Origin of the sequence: Balneola sp. EhC07 (assembly GCF_001650905.1) — a bacterium.
Taxonomy (GTDB): Bacteria; Bacteroidota; Rhodothermia; order Balneolales; family Balneolaceae; genus Balneola.
Genome location: NZ_LXYG01000019.1, coordinates 214,782 through 238,585, shown reverse-complemented (window position 1 = coordinate 238,585; position 23,804 = coordinate 214,782). Strand labels below are relative to the sequence as shown.

The 23,804-nt window shown below is 38.3% G+C and carries 16 protein-coding genes; 10 read left to right on the top strand and 6 right to left on the bottom strand.

Annotated elements, in window-relative coordinates:
* Positions 1-38 precede the first annotated feature (38 nt).
* The 4 genes from A8B79_RS14245 to A8B79_RS14230 all read right to left on the bottom strand — a co-directional run bounded on the left by A8B79_RS14245 (position 39) and on the right by A8B79_RS14230 (position 2,910).
* A complete protein-coding gene (locus A8B79_RS14245) occupies positions 39-587 on the bottom strand; it encodes a DUF6580 family putative transport protein (protein WP_066223947.1) in 549 nt (182 codons plus the stop codon).
* Positions 588-673: 86 nt separating this feature from the next.
* Positions 674-1,261: a YceI family protein gene (locus tag A8B79_RS14240; protein ID WP_066224109.1), complete on the bottom strand. Its 588-nt coding sequence runs from the start codon at positions 1,259-1,261 to the stop codon at positions 674-676.
* A 132-nt stretch (positions 1,262-1,393) separates the two neighbouring features.
* Entirely contained in the window at positions 1,394-2,002 is a 609-nt protein-coding gene (locus A8B79_RS14235; RefSeq protein ID WP_066223946.1) for a DNA-3-methyladenine glycosylase, read from the bottom strand.
* Positions 2,002-2,910: a YihY/virulence factor BrkB family protein gene (locus tag A8B79_RS14230; RefSeq protein WP_066224107.1), complete on the bottom strand. Its 909-nt coding sequence runs from the start codon at positions 2,908-2,910 to the stop codon at positions 2,002-2,004. The genes A8B79_RS14235 and A8B79_RS14230 overlap by 1 nt, the downstream gene beginning before the upstream one ends.
* 163 nt (positions 2,911-3,073) lie before the next feature.
* Between A8B79_RS14230 and mutS the strand changes: the two genes are divergently transcribed.
* The 5 genes from mutS (at position 3,074) to A8B79_RS14210 (ending at position 9,477) form a co-directional block, all read left to right on the top strand.
* A complete protein-coding gene (gene mutS, locus A8B79_RS14225; RefSeq protein ID WP_066223944.1) occupies positions 3,074-5,743 on the top strand; it encodes a DNA mismatch repair protein MutS in 2,670 nt (889 codons plus the stop codon).
* Between the two features lie 13 nt (positions 5,744-5,756).
* Entirely contained in the window at positions 5,757-5,930 is a 174-nt protein-coding gene (locus A8B79_RS16185) for a hypothetical protein (RefSeq protein ID WP_161485178.1), read from the top strand.
* A gap of 71 nt (positions 5,931-6,001) precedes the next feature.
* Complete coding sequence (locus A8B79_RS14220; RefSeq protein WP_066223941.1) at positions 6,002-6,463, top strand: endonuclease domain-containing protein; 462 nt, start codon at positions 6,002-6,004, stop codon at positions 6,461-6,463.
* A 130-nt stretch (positions 6,464-6,593) separates the two neighbouring features.
* Entirely contained in the window at positions 6,594-7,487 is an 894-nt protein-coding gene (locus A8B79_RS14215; RefSeq protein ID WP_066223939.1) for a GntR family transcriptional regulator, read from the top strand.
* Positions 7,488-7,557: 70 nt separating this feature from the next.
* Complete coding sequence (locus A8B79_RS14210; RefSeq protein ID WP_066223936.1) at positions 7,558-9,477, top strand: DEAD/DEAH box helicase; 1,920 nt, start codon at positions 7,558-7,560, stop codon at positions 9,475-9,477.
* A 159-nt stretch (positions 9,478-9,636) separates the two neighbouring features.
* On the opposite strand, the gene A8B79_RS14205 is transcribed toward A8B79_RS14210, so the two are convergent.
* A complete protein-coding gene (locus tag A8B79_RS14205) occupies positions 9,637-10,995 on the bottom strand; it encodes a 3-deoxy-7-phosphoheptulonate synthase class II (protein ID WP_066224105.1) in 1,359 nt (452 codons plus the stop codon).
* Between the two features lie 127 nt (positions 10,996-11,122).
* Between A8B79_RS14205 and A8B79_RS14200 the strand changes: the two genes are divergently transcribed.
* From A8B79_RS14200 to A8B79_RS14180, 5 genes are all read left to right on the top strand, one after another.
* Complete coding sequence (locus tag A8B79_RS14200; RefSeq protein ID WP_066223934.1) at positions 11,123-12,421, top strand: adenylate/guanylate cyclase domain-containing protein; 1,299 nt, start codon at positions 11,123-11,125, stop codon at positions 12,419-12,421.
* An 81-nt stretch (positions 12,422-12,502) separates the two neighbouring features.
* Positions 12,503-15,343: an excinuclease ABC subunit UvrA gene (gene uvrA, locus A8B79_RS14195; protein WP_066223933.1), complete on the top strand. Its 2,841-nt coding sequence runs from the start codon at positions 12,503-12,505 to the stop codon at positions 15,341-15,343.
* Positions 15,344-15,434: 91 nt separating this feature from the next.
* Positions 15,435-18,428, top strand: coding sequence for a ligand-binding sensor domain-containing protein (locus A8B79_RS14190; RefSeq protein WP_066223932.1), 2,994 nt, complete (start codon positions 15,435-15,437; stop codon positions 18,426-18,428).
* Between the two features lie 42 nt (positions 18,429-18,470).
* A complete protein-coding gene (locus A8B79_RS14185) occupies positions 18,471-19,139 on the top strand; it encodes a LuxR C-terminal-related transcriptional regulator (protein ID WP_066223929.1) in 669 nt (222 codons plus the stop codon).
* A gap of 72 nt (positions 19,140-19,211) precedes the next feature.
* Positions 19,212-21,020 carry a tetratricopeptide repeat-containing sensor histidine kinase gene (locus A8B79_RS14180; RefSeq protein WP_066223925.1) on the top strand — a complete coding sequence of 603 codons (1,809 nt, stop codon included), beginning with the start codon at positions 19,212-19,214 and terminating at the stop codon, positions 21,018-21,020.
* A gap of 82 nt (positions 21,021-21,102) precedes the next feature.
* Here A8B79_RS14180 and A8B79_RS14175 read toward each other — a convergent pair whose 3' ends face one another.
* Complete coding sequence (locus A8B79_RS14175; protein ID WP_066223923.1) at positions 21,103-23,697, bottom strand: OmpA family protein; 2,595 nt, start codon at positions 23,695-23,697, stop codon at positions 21,103-21,105.
* Between the last annotated feature and the right edge of the window lie 107 nt (positions 23,698-23,804).

The following is a 23,804-nucleotide window of genomic DNA, read 5'->3' as shown; positions in this document are numbered from 1 at the left end:
AACTCACAGAGTATAACACTCTTTTTGACTTTAAGAAACTATGCTGCTTTTAATTCCGGGACTTTATATTTAGCAAACTCAAAGAGGCCAAAAAGAACTCCACAGTAAAATAGATCTCCTAAAACAGTCATATGAAAGAAAGGAATTGCAGCTACATAACATGCGACAAAGCCTGAGAGAGTGAGATCATAAGTCGGAGTACTGATCCATACTCCGAAATTTGAGATTATAAAGAACAGCACAGAAGCGGAGAAAGCACCACCTATAACTCTTTTGAAGTTCACTTTTTTGAGAATAAAAATACCTGCAACTACAATTGCTATCATAGCACCGTAAGTCCAGTAAAAGCCGGGGGAGATGAATACAAAACCAGAGTAATAGTCAGCATAGAGTATGTTATTCACTAACAGATCGCTTACAAAAAATGCTAGTAAAGGAAGTATGAAGGCTAATCTTTTGTTAGAAAAATAAGCTGCTCCGAATAACGACATTGCCCCTATAGGTGCAAAATTATACGGGTGGGGAATCATCCTTGAAATTGCAGCTAAAAGTAAAAGTCCGGTTATTAAAAGTAATCGCTTATTCATATAATTTTTTTTAGGTGTTTGCCTAAAATAAAAAAAAGCATCGTCTCAATGAAACGATGCTTTCAATTCTTTTAAAAAAAAATTGATTACTTGCTGTTCAGCTCAAGATTTAATGTAGCTGTTACTTCCTTTCCAACAACTGCGTCTGAAACCCAGTCTCCGGTTCCAACACCATAAACATTACGGTCGATCACAAATTCAGATGTGATTCCGGCTACTTTTCCACCTCTTGGATGATCCATAACGCCCAATAAAGTGAAAGGCATTTCGATTTTTTTAGTGACATCTTTAATAGTTAGATCACCATGAGCTACAAATTTATTATCTCCTTTAGATTCAATTTTGGAGCTTTTGAAAGTGATTTTCGGGTATTTTTCTGCATTAAAGAAGTCGGCTGTTTTCAAGTGACCATTTCTTCTTTCATTTCTTGTATCAATACTGTTTACCATAATTTCTACATCGATCATGCTTTCTTCAAGATTAGCAGGATCAAAGTTTACGGTTGCATTGTAGTCATGAAAAGTTCCGTTAACCGGTGTAAAGAAGTGACGTACTTCAAAGTCAATATTACTATGAGATTTGTCGATTGACCACTCAGTAGCTATATAATTAACTGCTGCAGTAGACATTATTCCAAAAAGTACTAAAGATAAAAGTTTAATTGCCTTGTTCATTGTTCTGTTATTTAAATTGATAATAGTTTCAGTATTAAAACCAAAAAGGGTTTCGAATAATTCATTCAATGTTAAACTAATTTTTCACTAAACGTTAATTCGTTGTAGCTATACAGCTGATAGAGATTAGCATTACTTTGCAGGACTGGTAAATTTGTTTCCCTTAATTCTGAATCGCCAAGGTAGTTTTGCATCTTCTCCGGCGTAATCAACTCCAACTCTTGGGCTGGAAATAATTTGCGAAGGTTTGATGGTGATACCTCTGTCTTCAATCCAAATAAGATCGTCTTGAAGATCTTCTCCGTAGTTTTGGGTTGTTATCCCCAATGCTTGAGATACAATTCCGGGGCCGCCACCAACTGAGCGTTCCAGTTTAGATCTTCCTCGTCGTTCAAGAATAGTGTGAACTCCATCTAATGGTTCGATTCCACGGATCAAAATGGCATCTGCATTTCCTTCAGCATTAGTTACCACATTAAAAAGATGATGAATTCCGTAGCAGAGATAAACATAAGCGATACCGGGTTCACCAAACATGATGCTGGTTCTTTCTGTCTTTCCATGAACATGCGAATGGCAGGCTTTATCCGTTCGTCCGTTGTACGCCTCAGTCTCAACGATCATTCCTGAAGTAAGAACTCCGTCAAAATTTGTGCAGAGAACTTTTCCCAAAAGTACCTTGGCTATTGGTACAGGATCATTTCCTGAATAAAAACTTTGGTCTAGTTTACCAGCTGACATCAATCCAAATCAGCGTATGGATTATCAAGTACGGTTGGTTTATGGCTCTTGTAAGTATCATAATAAGCTTTGGCTATGGTAGCTGAAAGAACAAATAAAAAAGCGCTGTAGAAAACCCAAATTCCTATAACAATAAGAATAGCGTAACCTTGATAGAAATATCGGTATGAACTGAATGCATATTCCAAATAACCACTGATTATTAATCGTGCAATTTCGAATAATAGTGTGTAGGCAAAAGCACCAACTACTGCAATGTCTCTTTGGATGCGTCTCTCGCTTAAGTATCTAAATACTATATAGATCACAATGAAGGTGAAAATAATAGGAACCAAGAAGTTTAGTAGTTCATAAACCCAAGAGAATTCTAAAGTAATATCAGTATACGGAACTGAGAAGTCATTCAAATCAATAGCAGAAGAAAGGTTGATTACTAAAGCTAGTACATAAACCAACGCACCTAGTAATCCGAACCAGAAGAAATTATAAACTACTTGCATTAAAGGGTGTTTACGTTCTTCGATATCAAAAATATCAAACAATACATGCTTAATTGCATGTAACAACCCTTGAGTAAAGAAAAGCAGAATGATCAATCCTATAACTCCGAAGACTTCTCTTGCTCCAATTAAGGGGTTTAGCAAATTTTCAATTGTTTGTGAGCCTTGAATTACATCTGAAGTTTCAGCTTGGAAAGAAAATGATGGAAGGAAATTACTACCATATTGAATGATCATCTCGAGAGCTTCATCATAACTCAACACATATCCAACAATGGAGATCATGATCAAAACAAACGGAATAGAGCAGATAAAGAGATTGAATGTGATAGCTGAGGCGCTGAAGAAAAGATCTTTCTTACCTACTATCTTTAATAATCTATTCCAGAAGTCTTTGAGATTTTGCAAGCTAAACAAGTTCGTTATCAAAGGGATACCTTCGAATCTTAAAATATACGTGTTACATTTCTAATTCAAAGCAAGAATGTGTCGTAGTTTTTAATTCAATTCATTGGTATGTTCCAAGCCCGAATTTTTATTAAAAGTTAGCACAGGAATAGTTTAAACACCAATGGCAGCAAAGAAGCAAACCCCTTTAATGAAGCAGTACTTTGAGATCAAGGATGAACATCCGGGTACTATTTTACTGTTCAGAGTGGGAGATTTTTACGAAACCTTTGCAGATGATGCAGTTTTGGTGAGTAAAGAATTGGGAATCACGCTTACAAAAAGGAACAACGGAGGAGATCAAACTCCCTTAGCGGGTTTTCCTTTTCATTCTTTGGACAGTTATCTGCCAAAGTTGGTAAAGAAAGGCTATAAAGTAGCTGTTTGTGACCAGACTGAAAGCCCTGATGAAGCCAAAAAAGCAGGTCGAAAGATCGTAACTCGTGAAGTGACTGAAATAACGACTCCGGGAGTAACACTTTCAGAAAAACTACTGGAACACAAACGAAATAATTATATCGTATCACTTCACTGGACAAAAGACAGAGTAGGTGTAGCATTTTCTGATATCTCAACCGGAGAATTCGGATTAAGCGAAGTAAGTGAAAGGCAACTGGATAGTTTATTGGCAGCTATTCAGCCTTCAGAAGTGTTGGTCTCTTCGAAATTGAAGAACAAACTGGAAGATGCATTCCTGAAGTTCAATATCACTTATATCGAAGACTGGGTATATGAAGGGGATTATGGGTATAAGATCTTAACAGAGCATTTTGAAGTTCACTCGTTAAAGGGATTTGGCGTTGAGGAACTGAAAACAGCACATGTTGCTGCAGGTTCACTAATGCATTATATGCAGGAAACTCAAAAAGCGTATTTGAGACATTTGAGAAGATTATATGCTTATGAGAGTAATGAGTATATGTCTCTTGATTCTGCTACAAAAAGAAATTTAGAGCTTACGGCTAGTATTCAGGATGGAAATGTAGAAGGGACATTGATCTCGATCATGGACAAGACGTGTACTGCCATGGGCGGTCGACTTCTTCGAAGATGGATCATGCGTCCGCTTAAAAGATTAAAGCCCATTCAACAGCGTCTGGATTCTGTTGAGATTTTTTATTCCAAACATGATGTGAGATCTCAACTTCGGGAAGAACTGGAACAAGTTGGAGATCTTGAGCGATTGATTTCCAGAATTTGTGTTGGAAGAACCAATGCCCGGGATATTGTTCAACTGAAACTTTCACTGGCTCAGATTCCGGTTATCAAAAGTCAGTTTGCAAGTTTTGATGATCCTTTGTTGAAAGACATTTCCGGAAGATTGAAATTGTTGATCGATCTTCAGGAGCATATCACTAAGACACTAGCTGAAGAACCTCCGGCAAGTATTCGGGATGGAAATATGATTCGTGATGGTTATAACGAAGAATTAGATGAACTGCGTGATATCGCAAAGAACGGAAAGAAATACATAGCGCAGATCAAAGATAAGCTGGCTAAAGATTCAGGAATTGCATCGCTGAAGATCGGTTACAATAAAGTGTTCGGCTATTATATTGAAGTAACGAATGCCCATAAAGACAAAGTACCGGAGCATTTCATCAGAAAACAAACTTTGGTTAATGCTGAACGATATATCACTCCGGAGCTTAAGGAAATTGAAGAGAAGATCTTATCAGCTGAGGAGCGTAGTAAGACACTTGAGTACGAACTTTTTGAAGAAGTAAGATTATACGTTTCTGAGTTTGCAGATGATATCCAGCAAATTGCTTTTGCATTAGCTGAGTTGGATTGTATCCAATGTTTTGCTGAAGTGGCTTTCAAAAATAATTATGCAAAACCGGAAGTAAGAGATTCTGAAGAGATATCCATCAGGAAAGGACGACATCCTGTTGTGGAAGAAACCCTGCCGATGGGCGAACCTTTTATTCCGAATGACATCGAACTGAATAACTCAGATCAACAGATCATGATCATTACCGGACCGAATATGGCGGGTAAGAGTATCATTCTTCGTCAAACAGGATTGATCGTTTTGCTTGCTCAGGTTGGAAGTTTTGTGCCGGCTGAGGCTGCTACCATCGGGATGGTTGATAAGATCTTCACCAGAGTCGGCGCTTCGGATAATTTGGCGGCCGGTGAAAGTACATTTCTGGTTGAGATGAATGAAGCGGCTAACATCCTGAATAATGCCACTCCAAGATCACTCATTTTGCTGGATGAAGTGGGTCGCGGAACCAGCACATTTGATGGATTGAGTATTGCATGGTCATTGGCAGAATATTTACATAATCATGCTCCTGTTGCCGCAAAAACATTATTCGCCACGCATTATCATGAGTTGAACGAGTTGGAACAAATGTATGATCGCACCAAGAATTTCAATGTTCAGGTAAAAGAGCATGACGGAAAAGTGATCTTTTTGAGGAAATTGGTGCGTGGCGGCGCTGATCACAGCTATGGAATTCAGGTAGCTAATATGGCCGGACTTCCACAGATCGTGATCGATCGGGCAAAAGATATTTTGAAGAACCTGGAAAGTCACAGTCTGGATATCACCAACAAAAACGGTTCTCTGGAAGGGAAGGCATCCGCACAAAAAGACGCTGCAAAGAATTTATCAGACAAAATTGAAAAGCAGGACGAGATCGAGCAAATGAATTTATTTGCCACTCATGTGGACCCGAGATTGGAAACGGTACTTAATAAACTGGAAGCCAGCGATCCAAACCGAATGACACCGATCGAAGCTTTGATGATGATCACTGAATTGAAGAAAATTGTAGACCGCTGAAGCGGGATTAAAAATGAACGATAAAGATTTGAAATCTGAAGCAAATAGATTAGAAGAAATTCTTAAGAACAAAACTATAAATAAGGTCTATAGAAATAGGTCGAATGAAGTAGTAATTGAATTTAACGACGGGACAAGATTCTTTATCGAAATTGATGGAAAAGAATTAGAGTTTAGTATTACTTAGAATTCAAGTCCCCTCTTGAGAGGGGATTTAGGGGTGTGTCAGAAGTTGATAACAAGCTATATTGAGCTATCATGCCAAGAAGAAAAATAATACCATATAATCCCGCACTTAAAGAACTTGCAAGAAAACTTCGCAATAATGCTACAAAAGCTGAAAGAGTTCTATGGCATTCTTTGAGCGGTAAACAATGTTTTGGGTATGATTTTCATCGCCAAAAGCCAATTGGGAATTATATAGTTGATTTCTTTTGTCAGGAATTAATGTTGGCTATTGAAGTTGATGGTGTGTCTCATAATCAGGAATCAGTTCAAATTAAAGATCGACAAAAAGAAGAGTTTTTAAATAGCATTGGAATTGATGTTCTTAGGTTTCAGGATTCCGATATTTATCCTGAAAATAGAGATGCTTTAAGGGCAATTGAGGAGTATGTGATAGAATTTGAGAAGATAAACAAGATTGACACACCCCCAACCCCCTCTCAAGAGGGGACGATTAACTTTTCTGCGAAAAGTTCTAATCATATAAAAAAGTAGTGCGATTGTATTTTTTAAATAGAAATATTGATAAGAAATAACTTAAGATGAAAGATTTAAGACATAAGACTGACTTGAGTTGAAAAAAGAAAGCATCTTAAATCTTATGTCTTAAGTCTCAAATCTAATTATGAAAACCTCCGCTAAACATATCGCTGATCGAATTCGATTGATGATCTCCACCAAACAGTTTCAGGTTGGGGAAGTATTGCCGTCTACCCGGGAATTGGGGCAACAGCTGGAAGCCAGTTTTCATACCGTTCGGAAAGCCTATCATATTCTGGAAGAAGAAGGATTGATAAAAGGTGAGCAGGGAAGAGGCTTCACAGTTACTAAACAAACTTCCATGCTGGACAAAGCTGAGCGTCTGGAAATTGGGGGTGGTAAAGTTCAGGCGTTGATCGAAGAACTCGTTGGATATGGACTTGATGATTCCGAGATAGAATTGCTTTTTCAGGAGCAACTGGATTTTATGGAGTGGCCGGAAAGAATTCAATCGTGTGCTACCGTTGGTGATAACAAAGAAATGGCTTCAATGCTTTCCAGTGCTATTAAGAAACAGGTTGGTGTCAAAAGTAATGTTCTGGACATCACAGAAATTGAAAAAGCAGCTTCCTATGATGCGCTGTTTGTGCCGATAAAATTTATGAATAAGTTCAGAAGCTTGAGCGAGACCATGATGATCATTCCCATCGTGCATATGTTTGATCCGGAAACACTGTATAAAATTACAGAACTTGCAGCGATTCAAACCATCGGTTTAGTAACTTCTGATGATGAAAGTATATCGAAGATCATCAATGAATTAAAACTGATGATTCCGTTTGAAGGATCTTTTGTGGCAGGAAGTATTTATGGGCGATCATTACCGCTTTTTGTTAGGGAGACAGATCTTATCTTATACACTCAGGAAAGTGCGAAACTGGTAGAGCAAAAAGTACCGGAGAAAAGCAGGATCCAGTTAAATTATAAGCTTTCAGATCGAAGTGCAGAAATGATTCGCTCGGAGCTTTGGGATCAGTAAAAGACAATTAAGAATTATAGAATTAAGAATGAAGAATTACATTCTTAATTCTTTATTGAATCATTGATAATTGAATATCAAAAAGACTATAAAAAAAGCCATTTCGGCTATTGAGAAAGAGATTGAAGCGGTACGGGAGACGCCATCAAATGATGTGTTGACCAATGGTGTGCTACAAAAGCAATCGGAGAGCCATATCTATGTTTTTGAAACTACGAATCAAGGATTGCGGTTTGCGGAAGAGATCAGAGCCAAGCTTCGCAGTAAAGATCTGGAAGTTCATGAGATAGATTTTAAAGAAGGGAAAGTGTGGCTGGATTTTCCGGAAGATTTTGGTCCAACGATCGATGAAGTTTATTTGGAGTGGGAAAATGATTTCGTGCTCAAGAAAATAGAGGAGCATTTATATACACTGGAAGACAAGTATAAGAAAGTCGACCAGCTAAAATCACTGTTAGAGCCGGCGAAGCATTTCAAAGAAAACAGTTCCGGTTATTCAATTAAAGTGGATGAACTTAGAAATGATTCTCAAACTGAAGCGATCGAAAAGGCAGTAAAAAATAATGTGCTGTATGTTTGGGGACCTCCGGGAACGGGGAAAACGGCTACGCTTGGATTTATAGTCGCCAATCTTTTAAGAGAAGGAAAGCGTGTTCTTTTTGTTTCCAACACAAACAGAGCTGTAGATGTTGGTTTGATGAATGTGATCGAAGCGTTGTATGAGATCGAGCCGATGTTCGATCTTCAGCAGACAACCAGGTTTGGAGAAGCGGCTCTTCAGGATGATCGGCTGGAAAGTATTTTATTTGAGAATCAGGTCAAGATAAAACTGGACGGAAGAAAAGCAGATGCCGTGCAGTTGAGTACATCATTGGAGAATTACAAAAAGCTTCAGGCTCAGATCGACAAAATGATGCTGGAAGATGAAGAGATCCCTCAAAAAATGGACTTGGAATGCCAGCTTCTGGGGGAGAAAGTAGATCGTGAAGGCGGTATCGATGCGATGGAAGAAAAGATCGATAAACTGCTGAATTTGAATGAGCGCTATGAGCTGAAGAAAAAGCAACTGGTTGCCACAACGATGGCGAAAGTGTGTACTTCAGAGCTATTTTGGAATCTCAGTTATGATGCCGTGGTAGTAGATGAAGCGTCGATGGCAGGCGTTCCTTATTTATTGTTGATGGCAGCTAAAAGTAAACAACATCTGGTTATCGCCGGTGACCCGATGCAACTTCCGCCCATCGCGATTACCAATGACCCCGAATCCAGAGCCTTTTTAGAGCAGGATATTTTCACTTTTGTTTCCGGCGCTGAAACCACGGAAGATCTGTTCCTGTGGCATGATGAAAATCCGGATTTTACTTGTTTCTTCGATACTCAATATAGATTAAGATCCGATCTGGCCGGTGTGATCAGTTCGGTTTTTTATGACGGAAGACTGAAATCAGGAGAAAAAATTCTGGAACGGGGTACCAATAAAAATTCGGTGGCATTGGTAGATTCTTCCAAATACGGTCCTTACATCGAGCAGGAAAAAGGGGGAAGAAGTTTTAATCCGTCAAATGAAGTTCATTTAAAGCTCATCGAGCAAAGCGTTAAAAAACTTTCTTTGAAATATGCAGATGACAGCATCGGTGTGATCGTTCCGTTTCGAAGCAGTGTGTATACCGTTCGCAATCATTTGAGAGAGGAAGGGTATCGTTATGTAGAAGTTGGAACCATTCACACATTTCAGGGAAGAGAAAAAGAGGTGATCATTTTTGATACTGTGATGAGTGGTGAACTTCAGAACGGAGCTTTACGCCATTATTCTGTTCGTCCTTTTGACGAAACCAAAAACGGATTGAGTGTTCCCAGATTACTGAATGTGGCGTTTTCCAGAAGCAAAGAATTGCTCGTGATCATTGCCGATCTTCAACACGTTGAAAGAGTGTACGGAAATAAATTTCTGGGTAAGCTGCTTGGTTCGGTTAAGGAGATATCGCTTTAAGAAATTAAGAATGTAGAATTCAAAATTAAGAATTTCTTTGGCATATTGTTTAGCTAGAGACTTAAGTTGCTAACAAGGTGGATGTTTAGATTTCTCATTATAACTTGAAATAACAGAGAAAATTCTTAATTCTACATTCTTAATTTTGAATTCTTTATTCTACAAATAGCTTTGTTTCCACTCTTTGGCAATGAGGAATGCAAGTTCCAGACTTTGCTGATAGTTTAATCTTGGATCACAGAACGTTTCGTAATTATGACCTAAGCCCGATTCGTTCAACCCTTCAGCTCCACCTACACATTCAGTAACATTGTCGCCGGTCATTTCGAGGTGAACGCCACCTAAGTAACTACCTTCGGCACGATGGATCGCGAAAGAAGATTTGATCTCTTCCAGTATATGATCAAAGTTTCTGGTTTTGACAGCATCTTCTGTTGAGAATGTATTTCCATGCATCGGATCTGAACTCCAAACTACGGGAAACCCTTCTTTTCGGATAGCTCTGATCAAAGGTGGTAATTGATCTTCAATTTTGTCCTTTCCAAAACGTCCAATGAGCACGATCTTTCCGGCTTCATGAGTAGGATTTAAAGTTTCGATCAATCGCAAAGTTTCATCAACAGTGAAAGGAGGTCCAACTTTTACGCCAATCGGATTCTGAATTCCACGGAAATATTCCACATGAGCTCCATCCAGATCACGGGTACGATTTCCTAACCAAACCATGTGGGCACTAAGATTAAAAAATCCGGTTTTACGAGGAACTTGTCGGGTTTGAGCCGCATCATAATACAAATTCAGAGCTTCATGAGAAGTATAAAAATCTGCTTTTTGAAGATTATTCACTCTGGTTGGTGAAATAGATTCCATAAAACGTACAGCTTTGGTGATGGAATCAACCATGGCTTCATATTCTTTGTAATACTCATTATTGAGCATGAAGTCCATTTCCCATTGTTCGGGATGACGCAGATCTGCAAAGCCCTCATCAGCGAGAGCGCGAAGAAAATTGAGAGTTAAACCTGCTTTATGATATCCTTCTATCAACCGGTTAGAATCCGGCATACGAGCTTCTTCAGTAGCTTCAAAACGGTTTATAAGGTCGCCACGGTAGCTGTGAATTTCTTTTCCGTTTACATTCTCAAAATCATTTGATCTTGGTTTAGCATACTGCCCTGCTATTCTACCAACTCTGTGAACCGGAACACCCATTTCATGGATCAGGATAAAGCTCATTTGCAGCATTACCTTCAGCATATTTACGATCTTAGGCGAAGTTACCAGATCGAAACTTTCAGCGCAGTCGCCTCCCTGAAGTAAAAAGCTTTTTCCTGCGGAAACTTCTGCAAGTTTGGCTTTAAGTGCTTCGATCTCCCAGGATGTAACCAATGGAGGTAGTCCTTTTAGTTGAGAATAATTCTCCTCCAGAAGCTCAGAATTGCTGTAAGTTGGTAATTGTTTTACTGTTTTCTCCTTCCAGGAGGTTGGAGACCAAGTGTTTTTGATTGTCTTTTCCATGAAATAATTATTATACATGAAAGGTATAAGAAATTTTAAGCTAATGCTTTCTAAATAATCCCTAACGCAAACGAAAAAAAAATATCTCTATATTCTAAAAAATTAGTTCAATAAGGGTTGTTACTTGATGATAGAAACAAAATATAGAATTCTGGTTGTAGACGATCATCCTGCACTGGTTACATTAATAAAACACAAGCTTATTCATAGAGGCTTTGAAGTGCTGACAGCACAAAACGGTGAAGATGCATTTGAGCTTGTAGAGAAAGAAAGTCCTGATCTGGTGATAACCGATGTTGAAATGCCGGTTATGAATGGTTATCAATTATGTTCCGGTATAAAGGAAAATGAAAGGTTTAATCATATCCCTGTAATTCTGGTTACTTCGCTAGTGACAACAGATTCTTTGATGAAAGGCATCTCTGCAGGAGCAGATAACTACCTTACGAAGCCATATGATGATTACACACTCTTTAAAAAAGTAGATGATCTGTTAAAGCAACCATCCTCAAAGATCAGTGAAAGAGAGCCTGTTAAAGTTAAAGTTGATGGCAAAGAATATGAAATAAAAGCGGATGTAGAGCACTTAATTAATTTATTGGTTTCTACATACAAAAATACGCTTGCTCAGAATGTGGAGCTTGAAACGATAAAACAAAAGCTAAGGGCAATAAATCAGGAATTAGAACTGTCAAAAAATGAGCACTTAGATCTATTACAAAACATTTTTCCAGAGAAAATAGCCGAAAGTTTATTGGCTTATGGAACAGTTACTCCAGAGCGTTTTAAAAGCGTGACTATCATGTTTACTGATTTTGATGGATTCAGTAAAGTTGTTCCAACCTTAACTCCAGAAGAATTGATTCGAAGTCTCTCTTTCTATTTTGATAAATACGATGAGTTTTCAGAAGAAAATAACCTTATCAAGATCAAAACCATTGGTGATAGCTATATGGCAGTTGGTGGGCTTCCTGAAGCTAACAATACTCATGCCATTGACTCGGTGCTTACAGCCTTAAAAATGAAAAAATTCATGAGTCAATTCCATGACGGTAAAGATGACTCCATTCCGTTTTTTCCTTTAAGAATAGGAATTCATACAGGCTCAGCAGTAGTGGGCGTTATCGGAAAAAAACGTTTCGCTTATGATATTTGGGGCGATGCAGTTAATCTTGCCTCACGCATGGAGCAAAGTGCAGGTGAAGAATACATCAATATTTCAGAAAGCACCTATAATGAAGTGAAGGAATATTTCGTCTGTGAAAATCGAGGAAATATTGAAGTCAAAAATATGGGCACTGTCCCAATGTATAATCTGAAGAGGATAAAACCCGAATATTCAGAAGATGAAGAAGGGTTTGTGCCTAACAGAATGTTTGTGCGTGATTACAGAACTCTGGGACAGAAATTCGAAAATATAAACTAACCTTCTGAAAATTGAATGAAGGTTCTCTGTAATCTGTTTCGTATACTTCAAGTTGGCTTAAACCCTAAAAAGTAGAGTTCATTGCAGCAGAATATTATAGTCAGAGGCGCACGCGAGCACAATCTTAAAAATTTCGATATAGACATTCCCCGGGATCAGTTTGTGGTGATTACGGGTTTGTCGGGCTCCGGAAAATCATCCCTGGCCTTTGACACTATTTATGCGGAAGGTCAGCGCAGATTTCTGGAATCACTCTCTGCTTACGCCCGCCAGTTTTTGGGAATGATGGAGCGTCCGGAAGTAGATTTTATAGACGGACTTTCTCCGGTAATTTCCATCGACCAGAAAACTACAAACCGTAATCCGCGCTCAACGGTGGGTACGGTTACCGAGATCTACGATTTTCTTCGATTGCTTTATGCGCGAGTTGGTATTCCATACTCTTATGTTTCCGGAAATAAGATGGAAAAGCAATCTGCCGATCAGGTTGTAGCTTCGGTGATGGATATGCCTGAAGGAAGTAAGGTTTATTGTTTAGCTCCGGTTGTACGTGGACGAAAAGGGCATTACAGAGAGTTGTTTGAGCAGACCATCAAGCAAGGGTTTTTAACTGCACGTGTTGATGGAGAGCTGGTTGAGTTGGAGGAAGGCTTAAAGCTTGATCGATACAAAACTCACAATATTGAAGTGGTTGTCGACCGGTTTGTGATCAGCCCTAAAAGTGAAAAGAGAATTTCGGAGAGTATCCGTCTTGCACTGGAAATGGCTGACGGAAATGTAATTCTTGCCACAAAAAAGGGCGATGAGTTTGAAGATCGGTTATTTTCTCAGAAGTTGTTCGATGCAGAAAGTGGAATCGCTTATGAAGATCCTGCCCCAAATCTTTTTTCATTCAATTCACCGTATGGTGCTTGTCAAACTTGTGATGGGCTGGGAAGTACTTATGATGTTAGTTGGGAGCTTTTGGTTCCGAATAACGAACAGTCGATCGAAGATGGCGGTCTCAGATATTTAGGAGTACCCAGAGATGTGTTTGTGTTCAAACAATTGAAAGCTGTTCTGGAAAGCATCAACAAAGATTTCGAAACACCTTTCAAAAAGTACTCCAAAGAAGATCTTGATCTGTTGATGAATGGAGGCGGAGATCATAAATATTCAGTCAGCTATGAGTTCAAAGACAGTAATGTAACCTACAAGCATAAGTTTGAAGGATTGCGAAAGATGATCATTGATCAGTATGAAAACAGTAAGTCTCCAAAACAAAGAGACAAAGCTAAAGCATACATGAGTAAGATCACTTGCCCGAAATGTGGAGGCGGTCGGTTAAATCAGGAAGCACTTTCGTATAAGATTGATGGATATAATATTCACGATCTGGTACAAATGGATATTGACGGAATTCGGGACACGCTGTATGGAATCAAACTTAGCGAACGACAGCAGCTCATTGGTAGTCAAGTATTAAAAGAGATCAGAGACCGACTGGATTTCCTGCTCAATGTGGGATTGGATTATCTGAATCTGGATAGGGAAGCACAAACGCTGAGTGGTGGTGAAGCACAACGTATTCGGTTGGCAACACAGATTGGAACGCAGCTTGTAGGTGTTCTCTACATATTGGATGAGCCGAGTATTGGTTTACATCAAAGAGATAATATCAAACTCATCAAATCTCTTGAAATGCTCCGTGATCTGGGAAACAGTGTATTAGTTGTGGAACATGATCGTGAAACGATTGAACATGCTGACTTTGTAGTTGATATGGGGCCGGGAGCAGGAGTAAACGGCGGACATATTGTTTCTGCAGGAACACCTGATGAGTTGGCCAAAGACTCGATGACTGCTAAGTTTCTCCGTGATGAAGAGATCATCGAACTCCCTGAAAAGTATCGAAAAGGCAATAAGAAAAAGATCACTATAAAGAATGCCTGGGGACACAATCTGCAGAATGTTGATCTGAAAGTACCTCTTGGAAAATTCATTTCCGTAACCGGAGTAAGTGGTAGCGGAAAGAGTTCATTGATCAATCAAACATTGGTTCCGATTCTTTCCAATCATTTCTATAAATCCAAAAGCGTTCCCCTTCCTTATGATACGGTGGATGGTTTGGATAATATTGACAAGATCATTTCTATAGATCAAAGTCCGATCGGCAGAACTCCAAGATCAAATCCGGGAACGTACACCAAAGTGTTTGATCATATCAGAAGATTGTACGCCGAGCTTCCGGAATCTAAGATTCGGGGATATGATCAGGGAAGATTTTCTTTCAACGTAAAAGGCGGAAGATGTGAAACTTGTCAAGGGGACGGAGTTCGTAAGATCGAAATGAACTTCCTTCCTGATGTTTACGTGACTTGTGAAACCTGTAATGGAAAACGATACAACCGGGAAACGCTGGAGATCTTTTATAAAGGAAAAAGTATTTCTGATGTTTTGAAGATGCCAATTTCAGAATCTGCAGAATTTTTTGATGCACAACCTGCGATCAGCAGAATTTTGAAAACGCTCACTTCTGTTGGATTGGGTTATTTAACACTCGGTCAATCCAGTACAACTCTTTCCGGTGGAGAAGCCCAGAGAATTAAGTTAGCCAGAGAGCTTTCCAAGATTGGCACCGGAGATACCCTTTATGTGATGGATGAGCCAACTACAGGATTACATTTTCAGGATGTTCGAATGTTAGTGAATGTTATCCAGAAGTTAGTAGACAAAGGAAATACCGTTATGGTAATCGAGCATAACCTTGATCTCATTAAAGCAGCAGACTGGATCATAGATCTTGGTCCGGAAGGCGGAAAAAGCGGTGGAGAAATTATCGCGGAAGGCACTCCGGATAAAATAGCGGAAGTTGAAAAATCACATACCGGACGATTTTTAAAGCAGGAGTTTGAGAGACTCAATAAGGCTGTTGCAGTGTAAGAAATAAATCTTCAATTTTTTTCACTCGCACTTCTTTTGAATTTCGGAACCTTTTTCGTTTTTTGTGCTGATTAAAAAATTACGGGGATTTATGAAGGGGTATAAAAAGCTACTCGCACTAAGTGTGTTTATGGTTATTGCTTTTCCAAGTTTGGGGCAAACTAAGTTAACTCAAGAATCATTTTGGAGTAAGTACACCATAAGAAATTATGGGGTTGATGATGGTATTTTTTCGCAGCAGGTTTATAAAATACAGAAAGATAAAAAAGGTTTTTATTGGATTGTTAGCAATAGCGAATTATTAAGGTTTGACGGACTGGGTTTCAAAGATTTCGATAAAGGAAGTGATGGTGGGACTTTGTATGATATGGATGAAGACTCAAAAGGAAATAGTTGGATTCCTTCTATCGGAGCAGGGTTATATAAGTTTAATGGCGATTCTTTAAAATCTTATGTCAGCCAAACCGGGGAATTAACAAAAGCGGTACTGGTCGGAGAGAATGATTCTGTATTCGTTGGAACTTACGGAAACGGACTAAAAGTATTTTATCAGGATTCTATATATCAAACCTATACTACCGAACATGGATTAGTCGGAGAAGAGATTTGGACATTGGAAAGGGATAAAGTTGGCAGGTTGTGGATTGGAACCAATACCGGGGTATCTGTTTTACACGAAGGGATATTCAAAAACTTTACTACAGAGAATGGCTTACCGGATAATAGAGTTCGGACAATTAAGGCTTTGGAAAATGGAGAAGTTTGGGTAGGAACCGACAAAGAGGGGATTGTGATTTTTAAAGATCAAAAACCCACTAAGTATTTACATACAAAAGAAGGGCTGTCAAATCTTTTAGTTCAAGATATAGAAGAAGGTACAAATGGTGATGTTTTTATTGGAACTTTAGGTGGTGGAGTTATACGATTCAATAAGGAAGTAAAAGAAACTATTTCAAAGAGTGAAGGTTTGATCTCTGATGAAATAAATACTATTGAAATTAATTCAGATGGATTAATATTAATAGGAACAGAAGATGGGTTATCCGTTTTAGTTCCAAAATTCTTCAGCACACTTTCTTTAAATGGGAAAGACCCTTTTGAAGAGGAAGCAGTCACATTAAATCAAGATGGTGAGGGAAGAATATGGTTAGGTACCTATGGAAAAGGATATAGAGTTTATGAGGATGGAAACTGGTTAACGTTAGAAAACCCACCGAAAGAAACAAACGGGTACGCTCAATCTGGCACATTAGATACTAATGGTAACTTATGGGTGGGAACTCAGGGTTCAGGGGTTTTTAAAATAGAAGGAAACAGTTTTGTTAAAAAATTCACTACCCAAAATGGACTTTTGGATGATTATGTGAGAGGGCTAACATTTGATAAAAGTGGAAATCTTTGGGTTGGTAGTAACAAGGGGATAAGTGTATTTGACTCTGAGAATGAGTTGATTCGCACCTATTCAACCACTGAAGAAATTCCAAACCCATTTTGTATAACGCTAATTACAGCAAATGATGGGAGTATTTGGTATGGCTCATATGGAGGAGGAGCTGTTCGGTTTAAAGACGGAATATCAACAATATTCGATACCGGAAAAGGCCTTAGGTCGGATCAGGTTCTGAGTATTTACGAAGACTCAAATAATGATATTTGGATAGGAACTTTCAATTACGGTTTAAGCAAAGTAGTAGGAGATAGTTTATTCACGTTTAGCCCAAAAGATGGTTTGCCATCCGCCAACTATGCAGGAATTGTTGAAGATAATTCAAATACGATGTGGCTTGCAACCGGAAATGGCATTACAAAAGTATCATTATCCGATCTAAACCAATATCAAAATGGAAGCTTACCCATCTTACCTTATCATTATTTTAATAAGGAAGACGGGCTCATATCTGACAACCTTCAGGCAGCGAATAATTCTACTGTAGAAAAACTAGAAGATGGAACTCTTTTGTTTGCATCTATTGACGGAGTATCGGCAGTAAATCCTGAAAAAACTAATTTTGATGTATCTGCATTTCAACCCTACATAGATGAAATAATAATTGATGATAAGATCATTGAAACACAAAGCTCTTTTAAATTAAAACCAGATGATAAAAAGCTTGCTATTTCATACTCAGCAATTAATTTTTTAGCTCCCAACAAAACTGATTTCAGAGTACAGTTAGTTGGTATTGATGAAATTTGGGTAAACGTAGAAGATCGAAAAACTACTTACTACGATTATTTACCGGATGGAGATTATACATTTATAGTTTCGGCTATTGGTCCCGACGGACAATGGAGTGATAAAACAGCGAGTATCAGTTTTACAGTTCTCCCTCCTTTTTACAAAACCTGGTGGTTTATGTCGCTGGGCTTGCTGGGCTTTATAGCTATTGGCGCAGGAGGTGTTCAAATTCGCTCAAATATGAAATTGAGAGCCTTAAACAGGGAGTTGGAAACACAACAAAAAATACAGAAGGAAAGAGAAAGAATATCCAGAGAGTTACACGATAATGTGGGCTCACAGATCACTAATCTGATAACCGGAATTGAAGTAAGTAATCTTCATGTAAAAAAGAACCAACAAGACGAAGCTCTTTCATTATTAGAAAATCTGGATAGTGACGCGAGAGGTGCGATGACTGATTTGCGAGAAACTATCTGGTTGCTTGATAAGGAGATGGTTGAGTTTGGAGCCTTTGTTGAACATCTGAATGGTTATTTAAATCGCCAAAAACGTTATTTAAAGGGCTTAGAAATAAAGCTAAACGCTTCTATTGATAATGAGTGTGTGCTAGAGCCCGGACAATCGATGAACCTTACCCGCATAATTCAGGAAGCTTTAAATAATTCCAGAAAGTATGCAAAGGCTAGCGAGTTTATCATTTCTTTTAGATTAGAAAACCAAAAACTCTATGTTGGTTTAGTTGATGATGGTAAGGGAATGGATCTTGATGAAGAGATCAATAAAGGGAGTGGATTAAAAAATATGTCCCACCGAGCGGAGGAAATGGATGCCAAATTTCAAATAAAATCTGATGGAGCTTCGGGAGTTGAAATTGAAATGTCTTTCGACGTAAAAATACCCTGATAAGGGTATTCTGTTTTCTGTGTGTTTTTAGTTTCTTAAAATATGAGTATAAAAATAGCCATAGTTGAAGACCAGCAGAAGATCATTGATCGTCTTATACAAAGACTTTCTTTTTTTGATGATATTGAAATCCTTTTCACAGCCTCAGGAGATAAGCAAGCAATAGAGTATTTGGAGAAACTTTCTCCTGCTGATTTGCCTAAAGTGATTTTAATGGATATCGAAATGCCCGGAAAATCGGGAATAGAGTTAACTGCTATAATTAAACAGCATTATCCGGAGATCGATATTTTGATTCAGACAGTGTTTGAGAATGACGAAAAAATATTCAAATCTATTCAGGTTGGTGCTTCCGGTTATTTATTAAAAGACGACCCTATTCAGAAGTATGTAAATGCTATTCACGAGCTTGCGGATGGAAAGGCTGCATTATCTCCACTAATAGCTTCAAAGGTGATGAATTTTGTAAAAAAGTCTACTCAATCTAGAGAAGAAAAGGCTAAGGAAACACAACAAGAATTCTCATTAACAGATAGAGAAATAGATATTCTGAAAGGCATTGTTGAAGATTTAACTGAACACCAAATTGGTGAAAAACTTTTTATCAGTCATCATACGGTTAGAACTCATATCAAAAATATCTACAAAAAATTGCACGTCCACTCGAGAGCATCCGCTGTAAGATTTGCCATTTCTAAAGGTTTGGTTTAAAACTGATTTTCAATTTGAAAATGTAGACTCTTTTTTTATTTTTTCCCAAAAATTAAAGGGGTTTACAGGAAAATGAGGAAGAAAGTACTAGTGGGATGTTTGATTCTGTTTGTTTCAACATCCTTTTGTAAAACAGTATTGGGGCAAAGCCGATCTGATATCGAATCTAAAATTGACTCAATTGCAAACATAGGCTTTGTTGAATTGACCTCCTCTCCACAGAAATATGAAGCACTATTTTTAAAAGCATTAAGCGACGCAGACTCCCTTAATTTAACTCATCAGTCTGCTGTATTGAATTCTCAACTTTCTACAATTTATTCTTATTTAGGAAAGGCAGGTTTAAAAATCGAGTATAAATTAAATTCAATCCGTTTATATGAAGAACTTGACTCGTTGAAAAAAGCCGGATATGAATATGCGGAATTAGCATGGATGTTAAGAAAATCTGATTTAGATAAATCGGTTCAATACATGCGAAAAGGGTTAGCTATATTATCAGGATACGCGGGGTCTATTGAACAAGCTAATGCATTTAATAATTACGGGTTAATAAAACTGTCAAAGAAAGAGCCGGACAGTGCATTATATTTTATAAATAGGTCATTAAACATAAAGGAGAGCTTGAATGACACCCTTGGAATAGCCTATTCACATAGCTATATAGCTAATGTATATATGGAAACGGGACAGTTTCAAAAAGCAATAAATAAGCTTGATCAAGCAATTGAAATAAGGAATACTATCAATGATAAATCAGGAATTAGTATTGATCTGGTAAATGCCGGGATGTCCTATATGACAATTGGGGAGCTTGAAAAAGCACTTAAATATTTAAAAAGATCATTATTGCTTGCATACGAAACTGAGAATATAGGTTTAGCTTCGTTTGCCTTTAATACCATATCGAATACATTCGAAGAACAAGGCAGGTATGATTCAGCACTAGTCTATTATAAATCCTTTAACAACTTTAGTGATAGCCTTGATGAAGCTAAGTACAATGAAAGGATCGCTGAATTAGAGGTGCAGTTCCGCACTGAGGAAAACGAGAAAGAACTTGCCCAAAAAGAAGCAGAATTAACTCAGGAGCAATTAAAGGTTAAAAGAAGAAGTTGGACTACTGGCATATTTGGACTTTTATTTTTTTCAATAAGCTTCATTTCAATTCTATTTATCAGGCAACAAAAAATAAAGAGAGAGAACCTGATCAAAGAAAAGGATTTAAAGTTAAAATTAGCCAGTGCAGAGCTAGAAAATAAAATCCATCAGGAGAAAGAAAGAATATCTCGTGATCTACACGACAATGTGGGCTCTCAGATCACCAATTTGATTACTGGAATAGAGATTAGCAATATGCACATAGCAAAGGGGCAACAAGAACAAGCCGGAATGCTGTTAAAAAATTTAGATGAGGATGCTCGAAATACAATGACGGACCTCAGAGAGACGATTTGGTTGTTGGATAAAGAAAAGGTGAGATATCAGGATTTTGAGAAACACTTGAAGGCATATATCCAACGACAGGAACGCTATTTCCATAATTTGGAAGTAATAGTAGAATCAAAAGTACAAGAAGATTTGGTTTTTGACCCTTCCATATCATTAAATCTGATGAGAATTATTCAGGAAGCTTTAAATAATGCAAGAAAATATTCAGAGGCGAATGAGATCTTGATATCATTAATTTCAATTGAAAACCAGTTTGAAGTTGCAATAAAAGACAATGGAAAAGGGATGGAATTAGATAAAGAATTGAATAAGGGTAATGGATTAGAAAATATGTTTTCCAGAGCAAAAGAAATGAAAGCAAAGTTTGATATTATTTCTTCTCCACAAAAAGGAACGGAAGTAAAGTTATCCTTTGAGTATGAAATCTGAATTCCAGAAATAAAAAAGGCCACAGACTACTAATCTGTGACCTATTCAGGAGTGACCAAAAGGTCACTTTAGTTTTTTGAGTTTAGAATGCTAAACCTGCTCTTAGCATGATTCCTGTTCCAGCATCACTGTTTTGTAAAGAAAGTCCACCCGTTATGAACTTGAAACGAGCACGGGCTCCCAGCTCCAGCCAATTTTGTGCTTGAGCCATACCTGTTGTAATGTTTCCGTTACCATCCGTTTCAGTATTAGGTTCAATATCCACTAAACTCAGAAGGTTATAGTTGTAAGAAGCATAAGGGGAAATTTTGATATCAGAAACTACAAGGTTGTATCTGACTCTGGCCATCAAAGGGACACCAATGCCCGATCTGTAAATGGTTTGAGTAGCTGTATTACCGCCTCCGGTGTCAATGGTGTTTTCTTCCTTGTTAAAAACAAGATATGCACTTAATCCATAATCGAAAGAAAGAGGCAGGCTGGTTAATTCACTCAAATCTGAATATTTGTTCCACTCTATTCCTCCACCTACAGCATCACCCAGAAAGTAAGCCCAAATGTTTCTTTCGCCGTTTACATCGCCACTGTAAAAAGCTACACCGGCTCCGCTTACATCGGGGTAACCATGAGCACCTTTACCGGAATGGGTAATAAAACCTATGCTACTACCGGTAAAAGCGTTGTCAGCAGCAGCAATAGAAGAAGGTGAATTGTTGCCTGTTGTTACTCTTACATTTCCCGGAATGTCACCATAGCAGGCTGATCTGGCTGGTATTCCTCCACGGAATGCAGCATTTCTATATAATTGATACAGATTTTCCTGGATCACTTCCTCCTCTTCGGATTGGCTAAGGTCGATATTTCCATCATCCAAGACGTCGCCTGTTCCTTCACGTTGGTAATTATTACTAAGCACTTTTATTTCTACACGACGGTTTTCTTGTCGTCCTTCTTCTGTTTCGTTATCGGCAATTGGTTCTGATTCTCCATATCCTTTCGCCTGAATACGTTCTTCAGCGATTCCACGATCAATTACATAGGTACGAACTGCTTCAGCCCGAGATTGGCTCAGACGTTCGTTGGAGTCTTCTCTTCCTACATTATCGGTATGCCCACCAATTTCGATTACTAAACCGGATTTCTCCATAATATCGAACAATCGATTCAATTCTTCCTGGCTTTCATCTCGGAGATTTGCACTACCGGTATCAAAGTAAATATTGCGTAGTACGATGCGGGCACCTTCTGTAGCTTCATTTAACTGGAGGTCTTTTTTAACTTCCGAAGATCCGTCTTCAGAATCTGCACCTTCTCTCAAATCAAGTACTTGGGTTTGGAAGAGATAGCCTTTTTGATTTGCAGTAATCAAGTATCTTTTTCCATACGGTAGAGTAACCAAATATTCCCCGTTTACAGCGTCGCTAGTGATGTAGCCTAACTGTTCGTTAGTGTCAAGGTCGCTCCAGAAAAGTGTAGCTTTAATGGGTTCATTATCTTGATTTGTAATAACACCTGAAATATTAACTACAGGTTCAGGACGGAATTCCTGAGGGATTGGCATTCTGAATAAATCACTTTCTCCATAGCCATCGTTGTTGTTTCCAGTTGTATTTCGGTTAAAATAAAGATAAGAACCAGATGACGGCACAGAAATATATAGGTCATTTAGTACAGTGTTAACTTCTTTACCCATGTTTTCGGGTGTGGTCCAATTATCCCAACCATCACCAATTCTACGGGTTATAAATAAATCATATCCTCCAAAGCTCGCATGACCTGTAGAAGAAAAATATAATGTCCGTCCGTCAGAGCTCAAATATGCTCCACGTTGATTACTTTTTTGCAGGTTAATACTCGAAGGAAGTTTCTTTGGGGTTGTCCATGCACCATTTATAAGTTGGCTAATATAGATGTCGTAGTGATCGCCACTTCCGCGACCTACTCGGTTTTCTTCTGAAGTAAATAAAAGAGTTTTTCCATCTGGCGAGATAGTTACATCGGCTTCAAAGTATTTGGAATTAATTCCGCCGCCCATATTACAGGGTGTTGTCCAGCGGTTACCTTGATTGTAGCTGTAAAATAAATCGCCACCACCGAAATAGCCGTCGTAGTTACCAAAAAGGATCATCATATTTCCATCATTGCTGATAATCTCCGGAGCTTCATTTCCGGTTGTAGTTATTGGGGAAGGCATCAACGAAGGTCGTTGCCATTCTCCATTTGCTCCACGATTAGAAACCCAAACGTCTTCTCCACCTCGTCCTCCGGGTCGGTCGCTTGAGAAAAAATAAAGCCTGTTGCCGTCAGCACTGATTCGCGGACTGCTTTCTCCATATTGAGAATTTATCCCATCACCAAGGTTTTCTACTTTAATATCTTCTATTGGTTTGCGAAGAATAGAAATGAGTTCATTTACCTGGGTTTTATTTGCTGATTTAAAACCATCACGATAAGCTTCATACATTTCAATTGCTTTATCCCAATTTTTTAGAGCAACATAACTTTTTGCAGCCCATAGGTAGTATTCGGGATCGTCTGCCGCTGCTCGTTCATATCTGACAGCTGCCTGGTCATATTTTCCGTCATTGTAAAGATCTGCTGTTGATTGGGCACTTACTTCAATTGTAAGATATCCGGTAAACAGTATCAGAACTGATAGGTATTTTAAGATTTTCATATTGTACTCCTGAAAGTATACCTCGCAGTAAATTTTTGCGAAGTGGTTAAAATTGATATAGAAATATGCCTGTAGATCAGAAGTGTAGAAATACCCGACTCAGGGTA